A 19,246-nucleotide genomic window follows, 5' to 3' on the forward strand; every position below is an offset into this window, starting at 1 on the left:
AGATTATTAAAGACTCGTTCTTATTCCAAGCGTGATCGTCCGTGCGTAGGGGTATTTGGCACCATTGTCCCCAAGTTCCGGGTCCCAGGTTTTAAACTTGGAAAAGGTCAGCAAATTGGTTGCTGACAAATAGAGCTGCACATTTTGAAAGCCAGCTTTTTTCAAGTTGCTTGTCACAATGGTGTATCCAAGGCTGGCCTGTTTGAGTCGGCAGAAACTGCCATCTTTCAGCCACCAGGTACTGCTACGAAAATTGTTGTCGCTCAGATTTGTGATGCTGAGTCTGGGATAATCAACATCCTGTCTTGGATCCTCTTCTGTCCATCGGCTTTCAATGTTGGCCAGTACATTGGCAGGATATTGCCCCATGCCTGCAAAAGGGACTACCCCTACGCCGGAGGCGCCATTGTTGCCGCCTGATACGCCGCCGCCGTTGGCCATGATCGCAACATCAGCCACGCCCTGAAAAAGAACGGACAGGTCGAATTTTCGATAACCTGTGGCAAAGCCAAATCCATAGGACCATTTTGGGAACGAGGATTTGTTGAGATATTTCCAGTCATTGTCATTGATCATTCCGTCGCCGCTCAGATCCGAATATTTGATATCCCCGGGATTGACTGCCCGGAACTGGCCGGGGCTTGCATTGATATCTTCCTGGTTTACAAATAGTCCCTGATGTTCGAATCCTGTTTTTTCAGTTGCCGAATGTCCCGCCCATTGCTGGTATGCATAAGTGCGTCTGGGCTCGTCAGCAAAAAGGACAGTGTTCTTCGCATAAGTCAGGTTTCCGAAGAGCCGCAGCGTTCCGTCTTTTCCGAAACGGTCGTTGTACTCTACGCTTCCGTCAATGCCTTTGTTGACCATTTCGCCCATATTGGCATAAATCTGCAGGCTGCTGTATCCGGCAATCGGTGAAATGGAACTACGGTTGATCAGGATGTCTTTTCTCTGATCTTTAAAGACGTCGACAACGACGTTGAATTTATTAAACAGCCCCAATTCGATGCCAAGGTTGTCTTTCAAGGACTTTTCCCATCTCAGGTTTTGCGCCCCGATCACACTTTCAGCAATACCGCCATAGTTGTTGGGACCCAATCCGAAAGATGCTCCGTTGGCTCCGTCAATGTAAGTCAGGTATCCGAACCGGTCGCCGCCGCCAATCTGATCATTACCAGTGACACCACGCGAAAGCCGGAGCTTAAATAAAGGAATGCTGCTTTTTAATGATTTGAAGAATTGTTCATTGGAGACCACCCAGCCGATGGAAGCCGCCGGGAAAAATCCGAACCGGTTTCCTTTTTGAAAATTTTCAGAGCCTGTATAACCTGCATTGACCTCGGCCAGGTATTTTTCCTTATAGGCATAAGTAACCCTTCCTGCTATATTTTGAGAGCGGTAGGGGATCGACGATTTCAGCGATCCGGCTGTACCGATAACCCTGTTGCGCATGTTGTAGACCAGCAAGCCCCCAAAATTGTGATCGGAAACAGCATAATCGTAAGCAATATTCCCTTCCAGGTACATAATTCGCTCACCCGAAGAATACGACGAGTAGCCCAGATAAGTGGAGCCCGTCCGGACCTGTTCGAAAATCAGATTTCCGTCAGCTCCGCGCGAGCCTGCATACCACAGATCGTTGGTGCCGGTTCTGGATGTGCCGAATTCTCCATAGGAATCAAATGAGAATCGTCCGGTAGCGCTCAGTCCTTTGGTGATCATGCCCAGGTTCTGGCTCAGTGTAAAAACAGATTGTATGGAAGGCTTGAACTCTGTGCTGTATCCTGCGTTTTGAACCAGATTAAAGGGGTTACTTCCGCCGTTGTTTCGCGGACCTGCGAATTTTCCGTCGGCATATTTTACAGGGAATGAGATCGGATTGGTGGCAAAAGCCGAGTACCAGATATCGCCTGCGGAATTTCCGGGATAACGGCTGTTGACGAGCATGGCCGCCAGGTTCAATGAGAGCACTGTACTTTTGCTGACATTGATATCCACATTACTTCTGAAATCGTATCTTTTGAAGTTCAGGTTCGGGTTATAGCCATTGTCCTGACTGACTTTATACTGACCTTCCTGATCATAAAATGACATCGAAACATAGTATTTCATCGCATCGCCACCACCACTTACATTGATGTTGGCATTATACATGGTCGCAAGATTTTTATAGATCGTTTCGGTCCAGTTCACATTAGGATATAGATATGGATCCAGGCCGCTGGCCGTTTTTTGAATGGTTTCTTCACTGTAAACCGGATTTTCCCCGCCATTCACCCGCGCTTCATTATACAACCGCATCCATTGCACTCCTTCAAGCATTTTTGGGATTTTAGTCAACCCGGATACACCCGATTCTACTTTTACCGAAATCTTGGGTTTACCCGACGAGCCTCTTTTGGTGGTAATGATCAAAACGCCGTTTGCACCTTTGGCCCCATAGACAGCTGTTGCTGAGGCGTCTTTTAGCAATGAGATACTGGCAATGTCCTCAGGATCAATGTTGTTGAAAGCGCCGCCGTAAGTACTGTTGACGTCTTCGCGCTGTACCCCGTCCACGATGATCAGTGGCGAAGTACTACCGGTAAAAGTCCCGATACCGCGAATGGTAAAGTTCGGATTGTCGTAACCAGGCTCGCCGCCACCGCTTTGCATGGAAATGACGCCCGCAACTTTCCCCGCGAGCGCATTGCTCAGCGAGCGTACGGGCGTTTTCATGTCTTCCATGTTGACGGACGCTACTGATCCGGTAACACTTATTTTACGCTGGGTCCCATAACCTACTACCACAGCTTCTTCCAGGTTTTTAGTATCTGCTTTTAGCGTGATATCCAGCGTGGAATGGCTGCTCACGGCTATTTCCTGGGATTGAAAGCCGACATAGGAAAAAACAAGGGTGGAGTTTTCCGCAGCCATGATGGTGTACTTTCCATTGATGTCGGTGGTGGTACCGGTGGTGGTGCCTTTGATGAGGATACTCACGCCGGGCAGCGACATCCCTGTTTCATCTTTGACCTGGCCTTTGATGTCAGCCATTGCCACCACTGTTTTATAGGCGTCCAGCCGTATCTGCGGAAATAAGGAGGCGGTATTGTTTCGTTTTAATACGATCTGTTGGCCCACTACTTCATAGTCAAGCTTCAATGGTGTCAGAAGGTTATTGAGGACTCTCTCTAACGTCTCATTTCTGGCATAAACAGACACCTTCCTTTTGGAAGATACTATTTCCCGGCTATAAAGAAATTGAATGCGCGCGGACTTTTCCAGTTGTCCGACCACCGATTCAATGTCCTCATTTTGAGCCGAAATGCTTACTTTGCGACTGAGAATTTCTTGCGCTTTCCCACTATTCGCCCAGCTCAGATTAATGAGCAAAATTGCAATCACACTTTGTAGGCACGTGAATTTCATAATCCTGAGTACGACCTCTCGGTTAGATAACTTTATTTGCATATTTTTGTTCGTTTTGTAAATCTTTTGAAATGGATTGGCAAAATAAATCCAGCCCCTCCTTGGAGGGAATTTTGAGACGACAATCACAAATGCTGGTAAATTCTGCGGTGGTGTTGGTAGCACTGCCGCTTTTTTATTTTATGAGGTGAATAGAGTTTTTTTATTTCATAGTCAGGTGTTTAGGTGGGTTAAGTTTAGGGACATCCTTTGCTGTCAATAATAATCTTGTTGTTTTGTATCTCAAAAGTTGATTCGGTGCCGATGCAGATTAGCCTTAGTTTATCTATAAAAGGCTCGTCGGTAAGTGTTGCAGTAAGCGTGCAGTTACGCATTCTTTGTTTGTCATATTCAATGACCACATTGTAAGCCTTTTCCAGCTCTGCGAATACCTCTGATATAGGCGTGAAGCGAAATTCGAAACGCGGTTTTGGTATCTGGGGCATTTCGGCTGATGCCAATTTCGTGTTAAGCACCTTTTTGACATATTTTTCATTTTCTTTATTGAGGCTGATTGCTTCATTTGGAAGAAGTGTAAATGTCTTCTCTGATCCTGAGGGCTCTTTACCTGAGCCGGACATCACCATTACTTTCCCCGTTTTTACAGCAACGCTAACCTCAGATTCTTTATCAAAAGCCCTTACCTGAAAGCTGGTGCCAAGGACTTTGGTCGTCAACCCATTGGTATACACGAAAAACGGGCGGTCAGGATTTTTGGAAATTTCAAAGAAGCCTTCCCCTTCCAGATACAGCTCTCGCCGGGCGCTATCCATCACGTTTTTATAGCGCACACGGCTTCCCATGGAAAGCAAAACCGAAGACCCGTCAGGCAGGTTAATCAGCAGCGGCTCTTTCTTTTCATTGGATTGGAATTGCCATGTTTCAGCCGGAACCCCGGATTGCACATGGCTTACAACATCCTGATCGGATCGATTTTTTTTCCAGTTGAGCCATCCCATACCAAGGCCAATAATGACAACAGCTGCGGCAAGCCATTTCCAATAGCTGGTAAATGAAACGGTGGGGGATACAGGAGTTTCTTCAATGCGGGCAATGATGGATCGCACTTTGTCATTCACGTAACTTTGCGAAATATCGTCGGTATGGCCTTCGATCATTAAAAAAGTAGCCACGGCCATTTCGTAAAGCTGAATTTTTTCAGGATTTAAAGCCATCCAGTTTTGCCAGAGTAACTTATCATCCGGACATTCTCCTTTCACCCAGGCCCTGAATCGGTCGCTAGCAAGGAAGTCGTCCACACTTTGAAAATCAGGGTATAACATGAGTTTGATACCGGTATTAAATGTTCACATTGATATTATGAATGAGAACTACCGATATACCCTAAAAAGAAGAAAAAAATTAAAAAATATTCAGATACAGAACCATGGTCACAAGCCATTTGGTGCGAAGCTTGCTTAAAGCCTTTTGAAGGAAATTGGAAACGGACTGTCGGTTGATACCCATGATTTCGGAAATCTCTGCAACGCTCAGATTCTCGTAGTAGCGCAGATAAAGCACTTCCCGTTCCCTTTTGGGCAAGGTTTCCATCAAAGTTTTTAGTTGAAACAAGGAGTCCGAAAGCGTCTCTTTTTCAATGAGCAGTGCTTCGGCATTGATGTAATCGGGAAGTTCAGGCATCCAGTCCTGATCGTTGCCCAGAAAGCGCTGCTGGTATCGGAGGTATTGCAGGACGTTGTTTCTGAGGGCTTTAAGAAGGTAGAATTTGACTGAATTGGTGTCGTTGATCCGGTGGCGATTTTGGCCCAGTTCCAGAAAAAGGTCCTGAATACAATCCTCGGCAACGGAGGCATCCACACCGAATTTTAATCCATAACGTCTCAGGGTACGATAATAGCGTTCAGCCAGGATTCCCAAAGCGTGATTGTCTCCGCTTAAATAGGTTTGCCAAAGTTGTCGATCATCATAGCTGTACAAAGACATATCTCACAGGTTGGATCGTGCAAATTACCAGAAAATGACTGTGAAGCCATAGAAATTCTCAAATACAGCAAATTTTCTTTGTCAATTGCTTCTTTTGCAAAATATAAAAATGACAAAGAAAATTTATCCGAAATAAAATTTTTTTTGAGAGGCGCTGGGCAAAAGAACGCCACACAGCACACAGCCCGGGTTAAACAACATTATCTGTGCGACTATGTGGCGACAACAATTAAAGACTTGTCATGATATTGAGCTCTCTTTTTTTCTGCCATGCTCCCCTGGTAAAGTCAGGGAATTTGACCGGCGCATTTCCTTTTTTGACAGAGACTTCCGACAATGGTATCACCGAGCACCAGGTAGCTGCGTCATATACATCCATATCCATGGGCCGTCCGTTATTGAGGCTGTCGATGATCCGGTAAATGAGCACGAAATCCATCCCGCCGTGTCCTCCGTTGACTTCTATTTCCTTTTTGAGCTTATCCCAAATAGGGTGTTTGTATTTGCTTTTATATTCGCTGTAATCTGCTTCTTTGAGGAAATCGTGGCCTTTGCCCAGAACGGACAGCCGGCTTGGATAACCTTCGTGGTAGGCATGTGTACCTGCAAGCGAATTGATACGGTCGTACGCCCTTGGTGATACCACATCGTGTTTGAGCGTAATCATTCTTCCCTTGTTTGTTTTGATCAGAGAAGTGTTCATATCGCCTTTATGAATGGTACCTTTAAAATTGGCATAAGGGTGATCGGAAGGTAGTTTCTTGATACTTTCAGAGAGCGCTGCTTCCAGGCTGCTCATCGATACGATATGCTCAAAACGGTCGCCGCGGAGGATATCAAGGTACTGCGCAACAGGCCCCAATCCGTGCATTGGATATAGGTTTCCATCGTGTGCAATGTTCTCTTTCAATCGCCAGAAATCGTAATAGCCTTTTGTATCCAGTAAATAGTCGTTCAGGTTGTGTATGTAAGCCGCTTCCGCATAGGTCAGCGTTCCGAAAACTTCCTGCTGTACCATATTGAGCAGCCAGAGTTCTTCGTCACCATAGCACACATTCTCCATCATCATGCAGTTGCGCTGGGTTTCCTCGGCAGTATTGACCAACTGCCAACACTCTTCCAGGGTCAGTGCCGCAGGCACTTCTATAACCACGTGCTTGCCTTGTTTCATAGCATACACCGCCATCGGTACGTGATCTCTCCACGGCGTTGCAATGACAACCAGGTCAATGTCATCGCGTTTTACCATCTCTTTCCAGGAATCGACCTTGCCAGAATAAGCAACCGCATCCTGTCCTTTGGCTTTCAGTTTTGCTACGGCCTTGTCCGCGCGGTCAGGCTGGATGTCGCAAACGGCGGTAACCTTGGCTTTGTCAGGAAACAGAGATGCAAACTGCATGACATGACCACTTCCGCGGGCGCCAATGCCGATTAACCCCACTTTTACCTGCTTAATTGGCGCTACTTTTAAGTCAATAACTGATTTGCCCACTGCGGGAGGGGAATGAAAACCAGGAATGTTATCGTAGTCAGGGGCATCAGGCTGCTGATTTTTTGAAAAACCATAAAGGCTCATACCGCCAAGCAGACCCTTTTTTAGAAAACTTCTGCGTTCTTGATCAGATTTCATTGTTATGGTAGTAAAGGTTGGGAATAAGGCCGGTATATTTTTTAAATACACCGGCCAGACTTTAATCAGTTGATCAGCACCAAATTCATGCAAGATAAACTGGGAAACGAATTATTAAGGGTTAGGAATAATCGGATTAAAAGCTTTTTAAAGAAATTTTTTCAATAGTCTCGTGCTTCGTTCCTTCATCGATCTTGATCAGGTATGCAAGCCCACCTGCTTTTTCAATGGCCTGGGCAACTGCTTCGGGATTTTCGGGCGCATAGGCAAACATGCATCCTCCTCCTCCTGAACCGTTGATTTTTGCCCCGTAAGCACCTGCATTCAATGCCGCATCTATCATTCCATCGATTTTGTCAGTGGATACTTTCTTGGCATCACGCAGACTTTCCTGATGGATGGTCAATAGTTCTCCAAAGCGATGGTGATCGATTTCATCCTCTCGGAACATTTTCAATGCTTCCTTTAAAACGTCCCGGTCAGATAGGTTGCCATTTAAAAGGGCGTATTCGGAACTGCTCAATATATCTTTAAAATCGACTGCATTCTCTGAGGGAAACGTATGAAGCGAAAAGGAAGGATTTGTTTTTTTAATTTTATCGATAGCCGCCAGCATGCCGAATTTTACGTGTTTTAAAACGCCAAGTGTGTCTTTGGGCTGTCTGGAATCTCCCAAAACGAAAGTGCCCAATCGTGGTTCAAAAACTTCCAGCCGGATGGTTGGCTGCGATTCCAGATAAATCACTTCTCCTACCGATGTTGAATAATGGTCCATCATTCCGCCGGGTTCTCCAAATTCGAGTACTTCGGCACGGTAGGCAAGTTCTCCTATTTCAGCCCTGGTTTTTGCCACCGGTACATCAGCCATTGAAGTAAGCCAGTTGATCCACGCCACCAGCAATGCCGACGAGCTGGACGTCCCGGAATTGATCGGGATATTGCCATGTACGGTAACTTCTATTCCTCTTGTAAACTGAAACCCTTCTCGGATAAGCACATTTATGGCGCTTTTAAAATAGTCACGTAAGCTGGTGTAAGGAATAACGGGTAGCAACTCGAATGATTCTCGCTGGCCGATATCGGGTAGATTTATCACCACTTGATTGTCGGATCTGTATGCTCCTGTGATCGAAATCCTGCGTGAAATTGCAGCGGCAATCACGGGCAATCCCAGATAATCCTGATGTTCACCAAAAAGACATATTCTGCCGGAAGCAGACGTTGTTAGAGCAGAAGGCATGTTGCGAGCTAGGTAAGTTTGATCGCCAAAGATTTGATTTCAGCCGATCGTATACAAATTTAAACTGGCACAATGAAAAACGTAACTGGACGAATGGCAGAAGCGGTGTTTAGTGTTGCGCAACCGTTTGCGCTAGCTGGCCAAACGTTTGCGCAATTTTTGCGCAAACCGCTGAAAATGGTAGAACAACAGAATTTAAAATAATTCAATGTTCATTTAAGGGAAATCTTATGGCGATTCAATTTAAAAAATGCCAAAGAATTGGCGGTGGCGATGCGCTTACCGGATGATCAGTTTTGGCTCCACTACAATCTCCCGGGGATGATAAGTATCGGGCGCTTCCATAGCTTCCAGCAGCAGATCAGCAGCTTTACTTCCTAATTCTGAGGGGAATTGTTCAATAGTGGCAATCGGTGGATTATCGAGATATCTACAAAATGACAAATTGGAAAAAGTAACAAAACTGATGTCCTGGTTGATTTGCAGATTTCTTGCTTTGCAAACCTGCATCGCATCCAGGGCGATATAGTCATGAAATGCCAGAATGACTTTTGGCGGCTGGGGCAAATTCAGAAGCTCATTGATTTTTAGTATCGTATCTTCTTCTGTCAGATTCAGGTTCTTGATGTACTCGATATTGACCGGAATATTATATTTGTTTAAAGCATTAATATAGCCGCTAAACCGTTCATTGGTCGCCTGAAGTGAGTTTGGCCCGTTCATCAATGCAATTCTGGTGAAGCCTTTCCCGATCAGATGTTCCATGGCGTCAAATGCTGCTTTGGTGATGTCCACGTACACTGAGCTGTAATCCAGATGTTTAAGAACCCTGTCAAAAAACACGATCGGAACCTTGTGGGTAGCGTTGTAAAAGTGACTTTTATTATATGTTTGGGCGGCCATAGAAAGCAAAATGCCGTCAACACCATGTTTAATCAGTGAATCTACCGCCGCTGATTCCCGTCCATAGTCGTTCTTTGATTGCATCACAACAACGCTGTATCCTCTGGCCATCAGTGTTTCCTCAATTCCCGAAAGGGCTATCGAGAAAAATTCTTCGGTAAGGTGCGGTAATACGACGCCCACATTGAATGACCTGTTATTCTTAAAATTGATCGCTCTGTTATTAGGTTGAAAATGAAGTTCTTTTGCCAGCCTTTGAACTTTTTCGGTGGTAAGCGCCCCTATTCTGGGGTGATTTTGCAAGGCGCGGGAAACCGTCGAAATCGAAACCCCGAGTTCCTTTGCTATTTTCTTCATGGTCAGGTTGGCATTGTTCATTTTCGATATAATTTTTACGCAACAGCAATTTTAATCCTTTCAGTCTGATAAAAAAACGGCTTTTCAATTTCTGGTCTGTCACAAGGGGCCAGGATCACAAGGGGATTTAATCCCTACGGCAGCAGGATATTTGACAATGTGTGTAAAATTTTATTTGGCTTTGGTACTAATGTTAAAATAAAATACTGTTATTTTGATGTTTGCATTATATATATAATGTTGTTGATTACTTTGCTGGAACAAGCTGCAAATATAGAAAGGTCGTTACTATTGCTCGCTTCCGAGGCGGACGAAGATGCCTTTGCCCAGCTTTTCCATCTCTACAAACATAAACTTTATGCATACGTTCTAAGACTTACAGAGTCAGAAATGCTTGCTGAGGACATCGTGCAGGATATTTTTATGAAGTTGTGGAACGAACACAGAACACTTGCCGGGATTGATAAGTTTGGAAGTTACCTTTTCCGAATGTCAAAGAATCATGCGATCAATCATTTCCGCAGAATGTCGCACGAAACACAGATTATTTCCGAAATGTTTCTTGTGAACCCGTCGGCACACAATGAAACGCATGATTTGATTGCGCTGAAAGAAACAGAAAAACTGCTCGGCGACATTATTGACAAACTTCCTGCGCAGCAAAAATTGGTATATCATCTTAGTCGTGAGGAAGGCCGAAGTCATGACGACATTGCCAATCTGCTTAAAATTTCCCCCAATACGGTCAAGAATCATATAGTTCAGGCCATGTCCACGATCCGTACCCAGCTTCGTCGCCATTCGGATACATTTATCATTTTGGCTTTTGTAGCCACTTTCAAAAAATAATTTTTTTTTTTACGACCGACTAGTCCCTGTACGGTTCTCATTTGTCTTTTATTTGGTCATATGTGAATTTGATGTCAGAAGAATCGGCCAAACTCACAAATGACAGAAGAGAAAATGATTTTCCTTCGAAAGTTGAAATATATTATTATGTACACGGAAAGGATAAGTGAGCTGACGCATAAATTTTTTGATGGCACGTGCAGCGAGCAGGAAAAGCAGGAGCTGGCGCTTTGGATCAAAGCGAATCCGGATGAGCTATTGGCGCAGGTGCTGGAAAAGGAATGGGATGGTTTCGAGAGTGAAATCAAAATGCCAGCCTACGTCTCAGAGAGAATTCTGGGTAAGATCATTGCCTCAAAGACGGCAGTAACTGAGGACGACATATTTGAGGAAGAACAACCGAGACGTTACCTCTGGCCGCAGATAGCTGCGGCAGCTATTTTAATTTTATCGTTTGGACTATACTGGTGGTCTAAACAGGATCAGAGCCAGGTTGCCCGGCAACCTGTACCGGCCGTGCAGCTTGCAGACATTGCCCCCGGCGGAAATAAAGCTATACTGACCCTTGGCGACGGTTCCAGCATTGTTCTTGACGGCGCCAAGAATGGCAATCTCACAAGCCAGGGAAGTACAAATGTTACCAAATCGAAAAAAGGAGAACTGATTTATAATGCTTCTGGGGCGACCGACCAGGCTGTCGTTTTCAATACCGTAGCAACGCCAAAAGGCGGGCAATACCACATTGTTTTATCTGACGGATCCAAAGTTTGGCTCAACGCCGCTTCCAGTCTGCGATTCCCGACTTCCTTCACCGGGAAAGAACGGAAAGTAGAGATTACCGGAGAGGTGTACTTTGAAATAGCCCACAACGAGAAAATGCCATTTATCGTGAGAGCCAATGATACTGAGATTGCTGTTTTAGGGACGCATTTTAATGTGATGGCCTACGCTGATGAAAAAGTGATGAAAACAACTTTGCTGGAAGGCTCTGTGAAAGTCAGCAAGGCAGGGAAATCGGCTATGTTATCTCCCGGGCAGCAGGCGCGTATCAACAGGATCTCAGATCACATTCGCCTGGTCGACGACGTGGATACCGACAAAGAAATGGCTTGGAAAAATGGGTACTTTCAGTTTCAGGATGATAATCTGGAAAATATTATGCGGCAGATTTCCAGATGGTACGACGTGGATGTTACCTATGAAGGTAATCCGGGAAAAGAAACCTTCACCGGGCGGTTGCCGCGAAATGGCAATGTTTCAAAAGTATTTAAAATACTGTCCCTCAGTGGCGTCAAATTTAGAATAGAAGGAAAATCAATCATTGTAACCCCGTAAACCAGGACAGCGCTTATGACAAAATAGACACCGGCAGAATTTGAAAAACAGGTGTTGTCTCAAAAAGAACGGGAACGTTGCAACCGCTCCCGCTAATAGAGCCAGCATTACTTCACAATTATCTCAAACCGTTTAGTACCAACTCAAAACAAAAGTATGAATCACAACTCTTTTATCCAAAAGAGGCGGGGATTGTCGTATATCATCGATGGTTACCGAAGCCTCCTGGCCACCAAAACATTTTTGGTAATGAAACTGATCTTTATTTTTTGCCTGGCTTTTTGTGTGCAGGTGAGCGCCCGTAGCTCAGCGCAAAAAATTACCCTCGTAGCGCAAAACGCCTCTCTGGAAAGAGTCCTTAAAGATATTGAAAGGCAAAGCGGTTATTCTTTCTGGTATAAAACAGAGCTGATGTCAAAGGCTGAAAAAATTACTGTTTCTATCAAAAACAGCAGTCTGGAAGACGCACTTTCGAAAGTTTTGAAAAATCAGCCGTTTGAATATGCCATTGTGGATCAAACAGTGGTCTTACAGGCCAGAAAACAAAACAAGATCATTGCCCCGATCAAAGAGATACTTGAAATCATCAAGGGACAGGTTCTTGGTTCAGATGGAAAACCCCTCATTGGCGTGACGGTTGTTGTAAAAGCGAGCAAATTGGGGACAACTACGGACACGGACGGAAACTTCTCGGTGAACGCCGCCGATACGGACGTGCTGGTTTTCTCATACATTGGTTTTACAACCAAAGAAGTAGTCGTTGGCAACCAAAGCAGCATTTCTGTTACGCTTTCTGAAAGCAACACCACTTTGGGTGAAGTAGCAGTGATTGGTTACGGAACTCAATCGCGTAAGACGCTGACCAGCGCGGTGAGCACCGTTAAAGCCGAGGAGATGAATAAAGGGGCGATTACAGATGTGGGCCAGCTTTTGCAAGGTAAAGTTCCGGGATTGAATATTACTGCCAGTGGCGATCCAAACAAACCGGCAGCGGTTGTACTTCGCGGCGCGTCTACTATTAACAGTTCGCAAGGGCCGTTTTATGTGATTGACAATATTCCCGGGGCCGACATTGCGACGATCGCGCCGGATGACATCGCTTCTATCGATATTCTCAAAGATGCTGCTGCAACGGCCATCTATGGTAACCGTGCCGCGAATGGCGTGATTATGGTAACTACTAAAAGAGGAAAGAAGGGGGAGTCAAAAATTACTTACAATGGTTTTGTAGGAATTGAGAAAGTCTCCAATAAACTCGATATGATGACGGGCAGTCAGCTGCGCACGTTTCTTGATAATAATGGAGTGGGCCTGGCGCCCAAAGACGATTTAGGCGCTGATACGGACTGGCAATCGGCGGTTCAAAGGAAAACGGCGATTTCGACCAACCACAACATTTCGTTCAGCGGCGGGACCGAGCACAGCACTTACAGCGCAAGTTTGAATTATGTCAACAAAGAAGGCATTTTGCTCAACAGTTCCTTGAAGCGTTTCATCGGACGTTTATCGCTTCAACAATACGCGTTTAAGGATAAAATCAAGTTCGGTCTGACAGTCACAAACTCAAACAGCACAGCCAAGGATATTCCCTTTCGTAACACTGTTCTGCTTCAATCCGCGCTTTATTTACCTGTTTCTCCAATTAGAAATACGGACGGCAGCTATTTTGAAAACCTTGATCATACCGACTATTACAATCCTGTGTCGATGATCAACAACAGCGAAAACAGCACAAAGACCAATAACCTGACCGGAAGTTTCACGACCGAAATGAAGTTGCCTTTCGGTTTGCTTTACAATCTGAATTTATCATACCTTAACACGACCTCGCTGGGAGGCACTTACTATAACAAATACTTTACTGACAATTACAATAATATGTATGATAATCCTGAACCTGGATTAGGATATCATACCCAGCAATCATTTGGCGCCAACGGGCAGGCAAACAGAAGCTCGTATCGCAATTCGAGCAAAGTTCTCGAAACATTCCTGACCTGGAATAAGGAATTTGGGGATCATTCGCTCAATGCGGTGGTAGGTTACTCATGGCAGGATTACATCATCGGCGAAGGTTTTCAGGTAACGACAAGTAATTTGCCCGTCGATAACATTAGTTATAACAACCTGGCTTTGAGTAATCCTTATGGCGTTTCAGGTTTTCAGATTGGGTTTGGGCCGGACGGGATTTATCAGCAAACACGTTTGATCTCTGATTTTGCGCGCTTTAACTACAATTACAAAAACAAGTATCTTCTGCAGGGTTCTGTGAGAAGGGATGGAAGCTCTGTTTTTGGCAAAAATAACCAGTGGGGGTATTTTCCTTCTGTTGGTGCGGCGTGGCGGGTTACAGAAGAAGATTTCATGGCAGGCCAAAAAGTCTTCAATGAACTGAAATTGCGTGGAAGCTATGGTGTGACTGGTAATGCGACTGGGTTTGGTGCTTACACCACACAGTTTTTGTCAGGAAGCCTGGGTACTTACTATTACCAAGGAGCGCTTACTGCCGCGCTTGGACCGACGCAAGCCGCCAACGCGGATTTGAAATGGGAAAAGACGGCAACAAGCAATCTTGGGATTGATTTTGCGGTATTGGAAGGACGATTGAGTGGTACTTTGGAGTTGTATAACAAAAACACGACCGGTATGATTTATTCATATAGCGTGGACCCGATTCTGGTACCAACCGGCAAAATCACAACCAATGGCGGCAGTATCAACAACAAAGGGATAGAGCTGAGCCTGAATGCGGTTGTATTCGATAAAGGCCCTTTCAAATGGTCGACAGGATTGAATCTTGCCCATAACAAAAATACGGTCACGAGCCTGTCGAATCCACTTTTTGCAGGTGGCGATTCCGTTTTGCTTGCTTATCCCGAAGGTCTGGGGCAGTCGAGCCACTCACTTGAAATCTTGAAAGCTGGTAAGCCATTAGGCCAATTTTTCTCACTGCAATATGCCGGAAAAAACGCGGACGGTGTTTCACAATTTGTTGGCGGAGACGGGCAGTTGACTACGACTCCCTCCATTGGGGTTGATTATAAATACATTGGCAATGCGCAGCCTAAACTGCTGGCAGGCTGGTCCAATAACTTCCGTTACAAAAACTTCGACCTGAATGTATTCCTTCGGGGCGCTTTTGGAAACAAGATTTTCAACGCAACCCGCGCCGACTTGTTCAGACCAAATACTGCGCAATACACCAACATCCTGGCTGATGCGGGAGGTGAATCCATGGCGGATTACAATTCATATCAGTATTCTTCCAGGTTTGTGGAAAGTGGAAGTTATCTCAGATTTGACAACGCCACGCTGGGCTATAATTTCAAAAATATTGGCTCAGGTATGAAAAGTCTCCGTGTTTATACGTCGGTAAACAACCTGTTTGTGATCACCAAGTATACCGGTGTAGATCCTGAGATCAATCAGGGCGGCCTTGCGCCGGGTGTGGATTCCAACAACTTCTATCCTAAAACAAGAACTTTCCTTTTGGGAGTGAATGTATCATTCTGATTTTTAAAATTTAGATATCATGAAAAAGTCATATATAAAAATAATCTTTTCAGCGGTTTTGCTAGGGACGATGGTTTCCTGTCACGAGCTGGATGTACCGGTAACTTCCGAGTTGACACCCGATGTTTTCCCAACCGACGAGTCACAGTTTATCAGCGCCGCCGGCCCGGCTTACGTGGCACTCCGCGGAAATATTTCGGTTGAGTACTTTCACTTGCAAACTTTAACATCCGACGAGGCAATTTTCCCGGCCAAGGGCGGAAACTGGTATAATGGTGCTGAATTTAAGGATTTGCATTTGCACAGCTGGACGAAAGATCACAGCACCGTGACTGGAAACTGGACATGGCTGAGCACCATTATTGGAACTGTTAACCAGTCATTGGCTATCCTGGAAACCAATATGCCCGAAGGGACCACTAAAAATCAGAGCCTGGCCGAACTTAAAATGGTGCGGGCGCTTGCTTACTTTTGGATGATGGACAGCTTTGGAAATGTGCCCATTATCACTACCTACGGGGATTACAGCGCGCATCCGAATGCGAAACGTGCAGAAGTGTTTGCATTTCTTGAAACCGAGATCAAAGCGGCGCTTCCTGATTTGAGTGCAGCCGTGGACGTTTCAACCTATGGTCGTCCGACCAAATACCTTGCGCAGGCGTTACTTGCCAAGATGTATCTGAATGCGGAAGTATACACTGGCTCGCCGCGTTATGCCGATTGTATTGCAGCATGCGATGAAATCATCAATTCCGGTAAATTCTCCCTGGAACCCGCCAATTCATATTTAAAAATGTTTTATCCTGATAATGGCCCGGCCATGAAGGAGTTCATTTTTGCCATTCCTTTCGATGCGACAGCAACCAATAGTTTCCCTTTCCGGGCAACCAACCTGCATTCGCGCTACGACATTCCAAGGGGAATGGTTGCCAAATTCAAGATGCCGTTTACGCCCGACGCAGCGGTGAGCACTTTACCGGAATTTTACAAGTATTTCAGCGATGCAAACGATATCAGAAACAAGGAATGGCTCACCGGTTTGCAATATTACGATGATGGCCGACCAGTGACCGTAACGACAACTAAAAAGGGTTACGACCAATTTTATGCCGGCCCGGATCCATCCGCTCCCTATACATATCAGATCAATCTCACGCCGCAAGTTACTTTGAGACAGGATGTTGCTTCTTTTGATGTGGGTAATGACGAACTGGCTTGGAACATGGGTTACCGCAATATAAAGTTCCATCCTGATGCTACTTCTCTGAACAGAAACCAAAATAACGATGTACCTATTTTTCGCTATTCAGATGCGATTTTGATGAAGGCAGAGGCGATCCAAAGAGGGGGAGCTGCTACTTCCGGGGCAACAGCATTGTCATTGGTTAATTCCATCAGGACCGCGCGGCAGGCAACCGCTTTTGCAAGCCTGACCCTTGAATCCATTTATGAAGAAAGAGCGCGCGAATTTGTTTCCGAAATGTGGCACCGGAATGACATGATCCGCTTTGGGAAATTTGAAAATAAATGGGGATACAAGACAGACTCCGATGTCAATAAGCGTATTTTCCCAATACCGAATTCCGCGATGCTTTTGAATCCTGCACTGGTGCAAAATCCAGGCTACTGACCTGTTAATTCTCCGCATCCGTTTTGGGCTGCGGAGAATTTTTTTCTTCATGCCATTCTTGTAGTCTGTAATACTTTCTATTCAGATCGTATCAATTCCATAATCTTCTAAAATGAATCACTTTCATACAGTTTGTTCTTCTCTTCATTTTTTGGGGAGGGGCAGGTGGCTTTGTCTTGTCCTTGGTCTGGTTTTGATGGCGCAAACGTTAAAAGCGCAAGTCGTCGTAAGTTCGGGAAAGGCTTTGATAGGCCGGGTTATTCCTTCTCATGCCTTGCATTTCGAGGTAGAGGAACTGATTTCAAAATCGGGGAAAGACGAATTTGAAATCGAAAGTAAAGGGGGCAAAATCGTGCTTCGCGGTTCAAGTGGCGTTGCTGTGGCGTCGGCACTATACCATTATTTGACAGAATTTGCGCACTGCCAGATTACCTGGAATGGTACCAATTTATCCCTTCCTGACAAATTACCGGCTGTTCCTGCCAAAATTAGCAAAGCGACCGTATACAATTACCGTTACAACCTGAATTACTGCACTTTCAATTACAGCATGAGCTGGTGGGATTGGGAGCGCTGGCAAAAGGAGGTCGACTGGATGGCGCTGCACGGGATTAACATGCCGCTGGCCATTACCGGCGAAGAATACACCTGGCTGGAAGTGTACAAAGACATGGGTTTCACTGAAAACGAGCTGAAAGATTTTTTCAGTGGTCCCGCCTATTTTGGTTGGTTTTGGATGGGAAATCTGGATGGATGGGGCGGGCCCTTGCCATTAAAATGGATGGAAAGCCATAAGGCATTACAGCAGCAAATCGTCAAAAGAGAGCGGGAGCTCGGAATGAAACCGGTTTTACCGGCTTTTACAGGGCATGTTCCTGCTGCTTTTAAAAACAAATTCCCGAAAGCGCAATTGAAAGCAACTAACTGGACAAATGGCTTTGGCGATACCTATATCCTGGATTCGCAGGATCCGCTTTTTGCAGAAATCGGAAAGAAATTCCTGGATAAGCAAACAGCGCTTTATGGCACTGACCATTTATATTCTGCCGATACTTTTAACGAAAACGAACCGCCTACCGATGATCCTGAATATTTATCGAAACTAAGTGAAAGGATTTACGATGGTATGCGGCAGGCTGACCCAGACGCCATATGGGTAATGCAGGGCTGGCTCTTTTACAGCGACAGAAAGTTTTGGAAAGCGCCGCAGATTGAAGCGCTGCTTAATGCGGTTCCGGACGATAAAATGATTCTGCTGGATCTGGCCGCTGAAATTGAACCGGTCTGGAAAAGAACGGGCGCTTTTTATGGTAAACCCTGGATTTGGAATATGCTCAATAATTTTGGTGGTAATGTCAATTTGTTTGGTAGGATGGAGGGTGTTGCCAGCGGCCCTGCGCAGGCCTGGGCTGACCCGGATAGAAAACGGCTGGAAGGGATCGGTTTGACGATGGAAGCTATTGAGCAAAATCCGGTCATGTATGAGCTGATGATGCAGCACACCTGGCAAACAACACCGATTGACCTGGATGACTGGCTCAAAAAATATGCAAGAAACAGGTACGGTAAGGATGACCCGGATCTTGTAGAAGCTTGGCAGATTTTAAGAAAAACAGTATATAATGGAAAGGAAATCCGTGATGGTGCAGAGTCGATTGTCACTGGCAGGCCAACCCTGGATTCGACCACAGTGTGGACCAGAACGAAATTGAATTATGCGCCGGAAGATCTTCTGCCGGCCTGGGACCTATTCATCAAAGCTGCAAATAAAGGTGCAAAGACTGATGGGTTCAGCTATGACCTGGTAGATGTTTCAAGGCAGGTCCTGGCCAATTATGCATTGGCTGTTCAAAAAAAATGGGTAACTGCATTCAGAAAAAAAGACCGAATCGCTTTCAAAAAGTACAGCAGGGAATTTATTGATTTGATCAGCGATATGGATCTACTGCTGGCAACCAGAAAAGACTTCCTGCTCGGGCCATGGATTTCCGATGCGAGAAAATGGGGCGGGAACGCAGAAGAAAAAGCACTGTACGAACAAAATGCCAGGGATTTGATCACGCTGTGGGGAGACGCCAACAGCCCTTTGCATGAATATTCAAACCGACAATGGAGTGGACTTCTGAGTGATTTTTATAAAGTTCGCTGGCAAAAGTTTTTTGCAATGCTGAACATGGCGTTGCAAGACGGATCTGAGCCCGACTTCAAATCATTTGAAAAAAACATATCATTATGGGAATGGCGATGGGTTAATGAACAGAAATCTTTTCCGGTTACAGCAAAGGGGAATAGCGCGGAAACGGCTATAAAACTGCATGCGAAGTATCATCAGCAAATCAGTCGGGACTACAAAAAAGTAATACACTGAACATTTTATCAGAAAAGGGGAAATAGC

The 19,246-nt window shown here is 45.3% G+C and carries 12 protein-coding genes; 6 read left to right on the top strand and 6 right to left on the bottom strand.

Annotation, left to right across the window (positions count from 1 at the left end; all coding sequences use genetic code 11):
- Nucleotides 1–6: 6 nt before the first annotated feature.
- From ON006_RS06100 to ON006_RS06120, 5 genes are all read right to left on the bottom strand, one after another.
- Nucleotides 7–3,453: a TonB-dependent receptor gene (locus ON006_RS06100; RefSeq protein ID WP_244819370.1), complete on the bottom strand. Its 3,447-nt coding sequence runs from the start codon at nt 3,451–3,453 to the stop codon at nt 7–9.
- 194 nt (nt 3,454–3,647) lie between these two features.
- Nucleotides 3,648–4,733, bottom strand: coding sequence for a FecR family protein (locus tag ON006_RS06105; protein WP_244819369.1), 1,086 nt, complete (start codon nt 4,731–4,733; stop codon nt 3,648–3,650).
- A 79-nt stretch (nt 4,734–4,812) separates the two neighbouring features.
- Entirely contained in the window at nt 4,813–5,394 is a 582-nt protein-coding gene (locus ON006_RS06110) for an RNA polymerase sigma factor (RefSeq protein WP_244819368.1), read from the bottom strand.
- A gap of 229 nt (nt 5,395–5,623) precedes the next feature.
- Nucleotides 5,624–7,024, bottom strand: a complete 1,401-nt coding sequence (locus ON006_RS06115; RefSeq protein WP_244819367.1) for a Gfo/Idh/MocA family protein — start codon at nt 7,022–7,024, stop codon at nt 5,624–5,626.
- Nucleotides 7,025–7,160: 136 nt separating this feature from the next.
- Entirely contained in the window at nt 7,161–8,264 is a 1,104-nt protein-coding gene (locus ON006_RS06120) for a GHMP family kinase ATP-binding protein (protein ID WP_244819366.1), read from the bottom strand.
- A gap of 72 nt (nt 8,265–8,336) precedes the next feature.
- Here ON006_RS06120 and ON006_RS06125 point away from each other — a divergent pair, with 72 nt between their 5' ends.
- Nucleotides 8,337–8,468 carry a hypothetical protein gene (locus ON006_RS06125; RefSeq protein WP_255772819.1) on the top strand — a complete coding sequence of 44 codons (132 nt, stop codon included), beginning with the start codon at nt 8,337–8,339 and terminating at the stop codon, nt 8,466–8,468.
- 75 nt (nt 8,469–8,543) lie between these two features.
- Here the strand turns inward: ON006_RS06125 and ON006_RS06130 are convergent, their stop codons facing one another.
- Complete coding sequence (locus ON006_RS06130) at nt 8,544–9,545, bottom strand: LacI family DNA-binding transcriptional regulator (RefSeq protein ID WP_244819365.1); 1,002 nt, start codon at nt 9,543–9,545, stop codon at nt 8,544–8,546.
- Between the two features lie 216 nt (nt 9,546–9,761).
- Here ON006_RS06130 and ON006_RS06135 point away from each other — a divergent pair, with 216 nt between their 5' ends.
- The 5 genes from ON006_RS06135 to ON006_RS06155 all read left to right on the top strand — a co-directional run bounded on the left by ON006_RS06135 (nt 9,762) and on the right by ON006_RS06155 (nt 19,219).
- Nucleotides 9,762–10,373, top strand: a complete 612-nt coding sequence (locus ON006_RS06135; protein ID WP_244819364.1) for an RNA polymerase sigma factor — start codon at nt 9,762–9,764, stop codon at nt 10,371–10,373.
- A gap of 99 nt (nt 10,374–10,472) precedes the next feature.
- Complete coding sequence (locus tag ON006_RS06140; RefSeq protein ID WP_244819363.1) at nt 10,473–11,708, top strand: FecR family protein; 1,236 nt, start codon at nt 10,473–10,475, stop codon at nt 11,706–11,708.
- A 156-nt stretch (nt 11,709–11,864) separates the two neighbouring features.
- The gene (locus ON006_RS06145) at nt 11,865–15,221 is read left to right on the top strand and encodes a TonB-dependent receptor (protein ID WP_244819362.1); all 3,357 of its coding nucleotides are present in this window, start codon (nt 11,865–11,867) and stop codon (nt 15,219–15,221) included.
- 19 nt (nt 15,222–15,240) lie between these two features.
- Nucleotides 15,241–16,851, top strand: a complete 1,611-nt coding sequence (locus ON006_RS06150) for a RagB/SusD family nutrient uptake outer membrane protein (RefSeq protein WP_244819361.1) — start codon at nt 15,241–15,243, stop codon at nt 16,849–16,851.
- Between the two features lie 112 nt (nt 16,852–16,963).
- Complete coding sequence (locus tag ON006_RS06155) at nt 16,964–19,219, top strand: alpha-N-acetylglucosaminidase (RefSeq protein WP_244819360.1); 2,256 nt, start codon at nt 16,964–16,966, stop codon at nt 19,217–19,219.
- Nucleotides 19,220–19,246 lie beyond the last annotated feature (27 nt).

The organism is Dyadobacter pollutisoli, from assembly GCF_026625565.1.
Taxonomy (GTDB): Bacteria; Bacteroidota; Bacteroidia; order Cytophagales; family Spirosomataceae; genus Dyadobacter; species Dyadobacter pollutisoli.

What these genes read in the sequence shown, in the direction of transcription:
- ON006_RS06110 (WP_244819368.1), bottom strand. Translation starts at nt 5,394, where the DNA reads ATGTCTTTGTACAGCTATGATGATCGACAACTTTGGCAAACCTATTTA.
- ON006_RS06130 (WP_244819365.1), bottom strand. Translation starts at nt 9,545, where the DNA reads ATGAACAATGCCAACCTGACCATGAAGAAAATAGCAAAGGAACTCGGG.
- ON006_RS06135 (WP_244819364.1), top strand. Translation starts at nt 9,762, where the DNA reads ATGTTGTTGATTACTTTGCTGGAACAAGCTGCAAATATAGAAAGGTCG.
- ON006_RS06115 (WP_244819367.1), bottom strand. Translation starts at nt 7,024, where the DNA reads ATGAAATCTGATCAAGAACGCAGAAGTTTTCTAAAAAAGGGTCTGCTT.
- ON006_RS06145 (WP_244819362.1), top strand. Translation starts at nt 11,865, where the DNA reads ATGAATCACAACTCTTTTATCCAAAAGAGGCGGGGATTGTCGTATATC.
- ON006_RS06155 (WP_244819360.1), top strand. Translation starts at nt 16,964, where the DNA reads ATGAATCACTTTCATACAGTTTGTTCTTCTCTTCATTTTTTGGGGAGG.
- ON006_RS06120 (WP_244819366.1), bottom strand. Translation starts at nt 8,264, where the DNA reads ATGCCTTCTGCTCTAACAACGTCTGCTTCCGGCAGAATATGTCTTTTT.
- ON006_RS06125 (WP_255772819.1), top strand. Translation starts at nt 8,337, where the DNA reads ATGAAAAACGTAACTGGACGAATGGCAGAAGCGGTGTTTAGTGTTGCG.
- ON006_RS06100 (WP_244819370.1), bottom strand. Translation starts at nt 3,453, where the DNA reads ATGCAAATAAAGTTATCTAACCGAGAGGTCGTACTCAGGATTATGAAA.
- ON006_RS06150 (WP_244819361.1), top strand. Translation starts at nt 15,241, where the DNA reads ATGAAAAAGTCATATATAAAAATAATCTTTTCAGCGGTTTTGCTAGGG.
- ON006_RS06140 (WP_244819363.1), top strand. Translation starts at nt 10,473, where the DNA reads ATGACAGAAGAGAAAATGATTTTCCTTCGAAAGTTGAAATATATTATT.
- ON006_RS06105 (WP_244819369.1), bottom strand. Translation starts at nt 4,733, where the DNA reads ATGTTATACCCTGATTTTCAAAGTGTGGACGACTTCCTTGCTAGCGAC.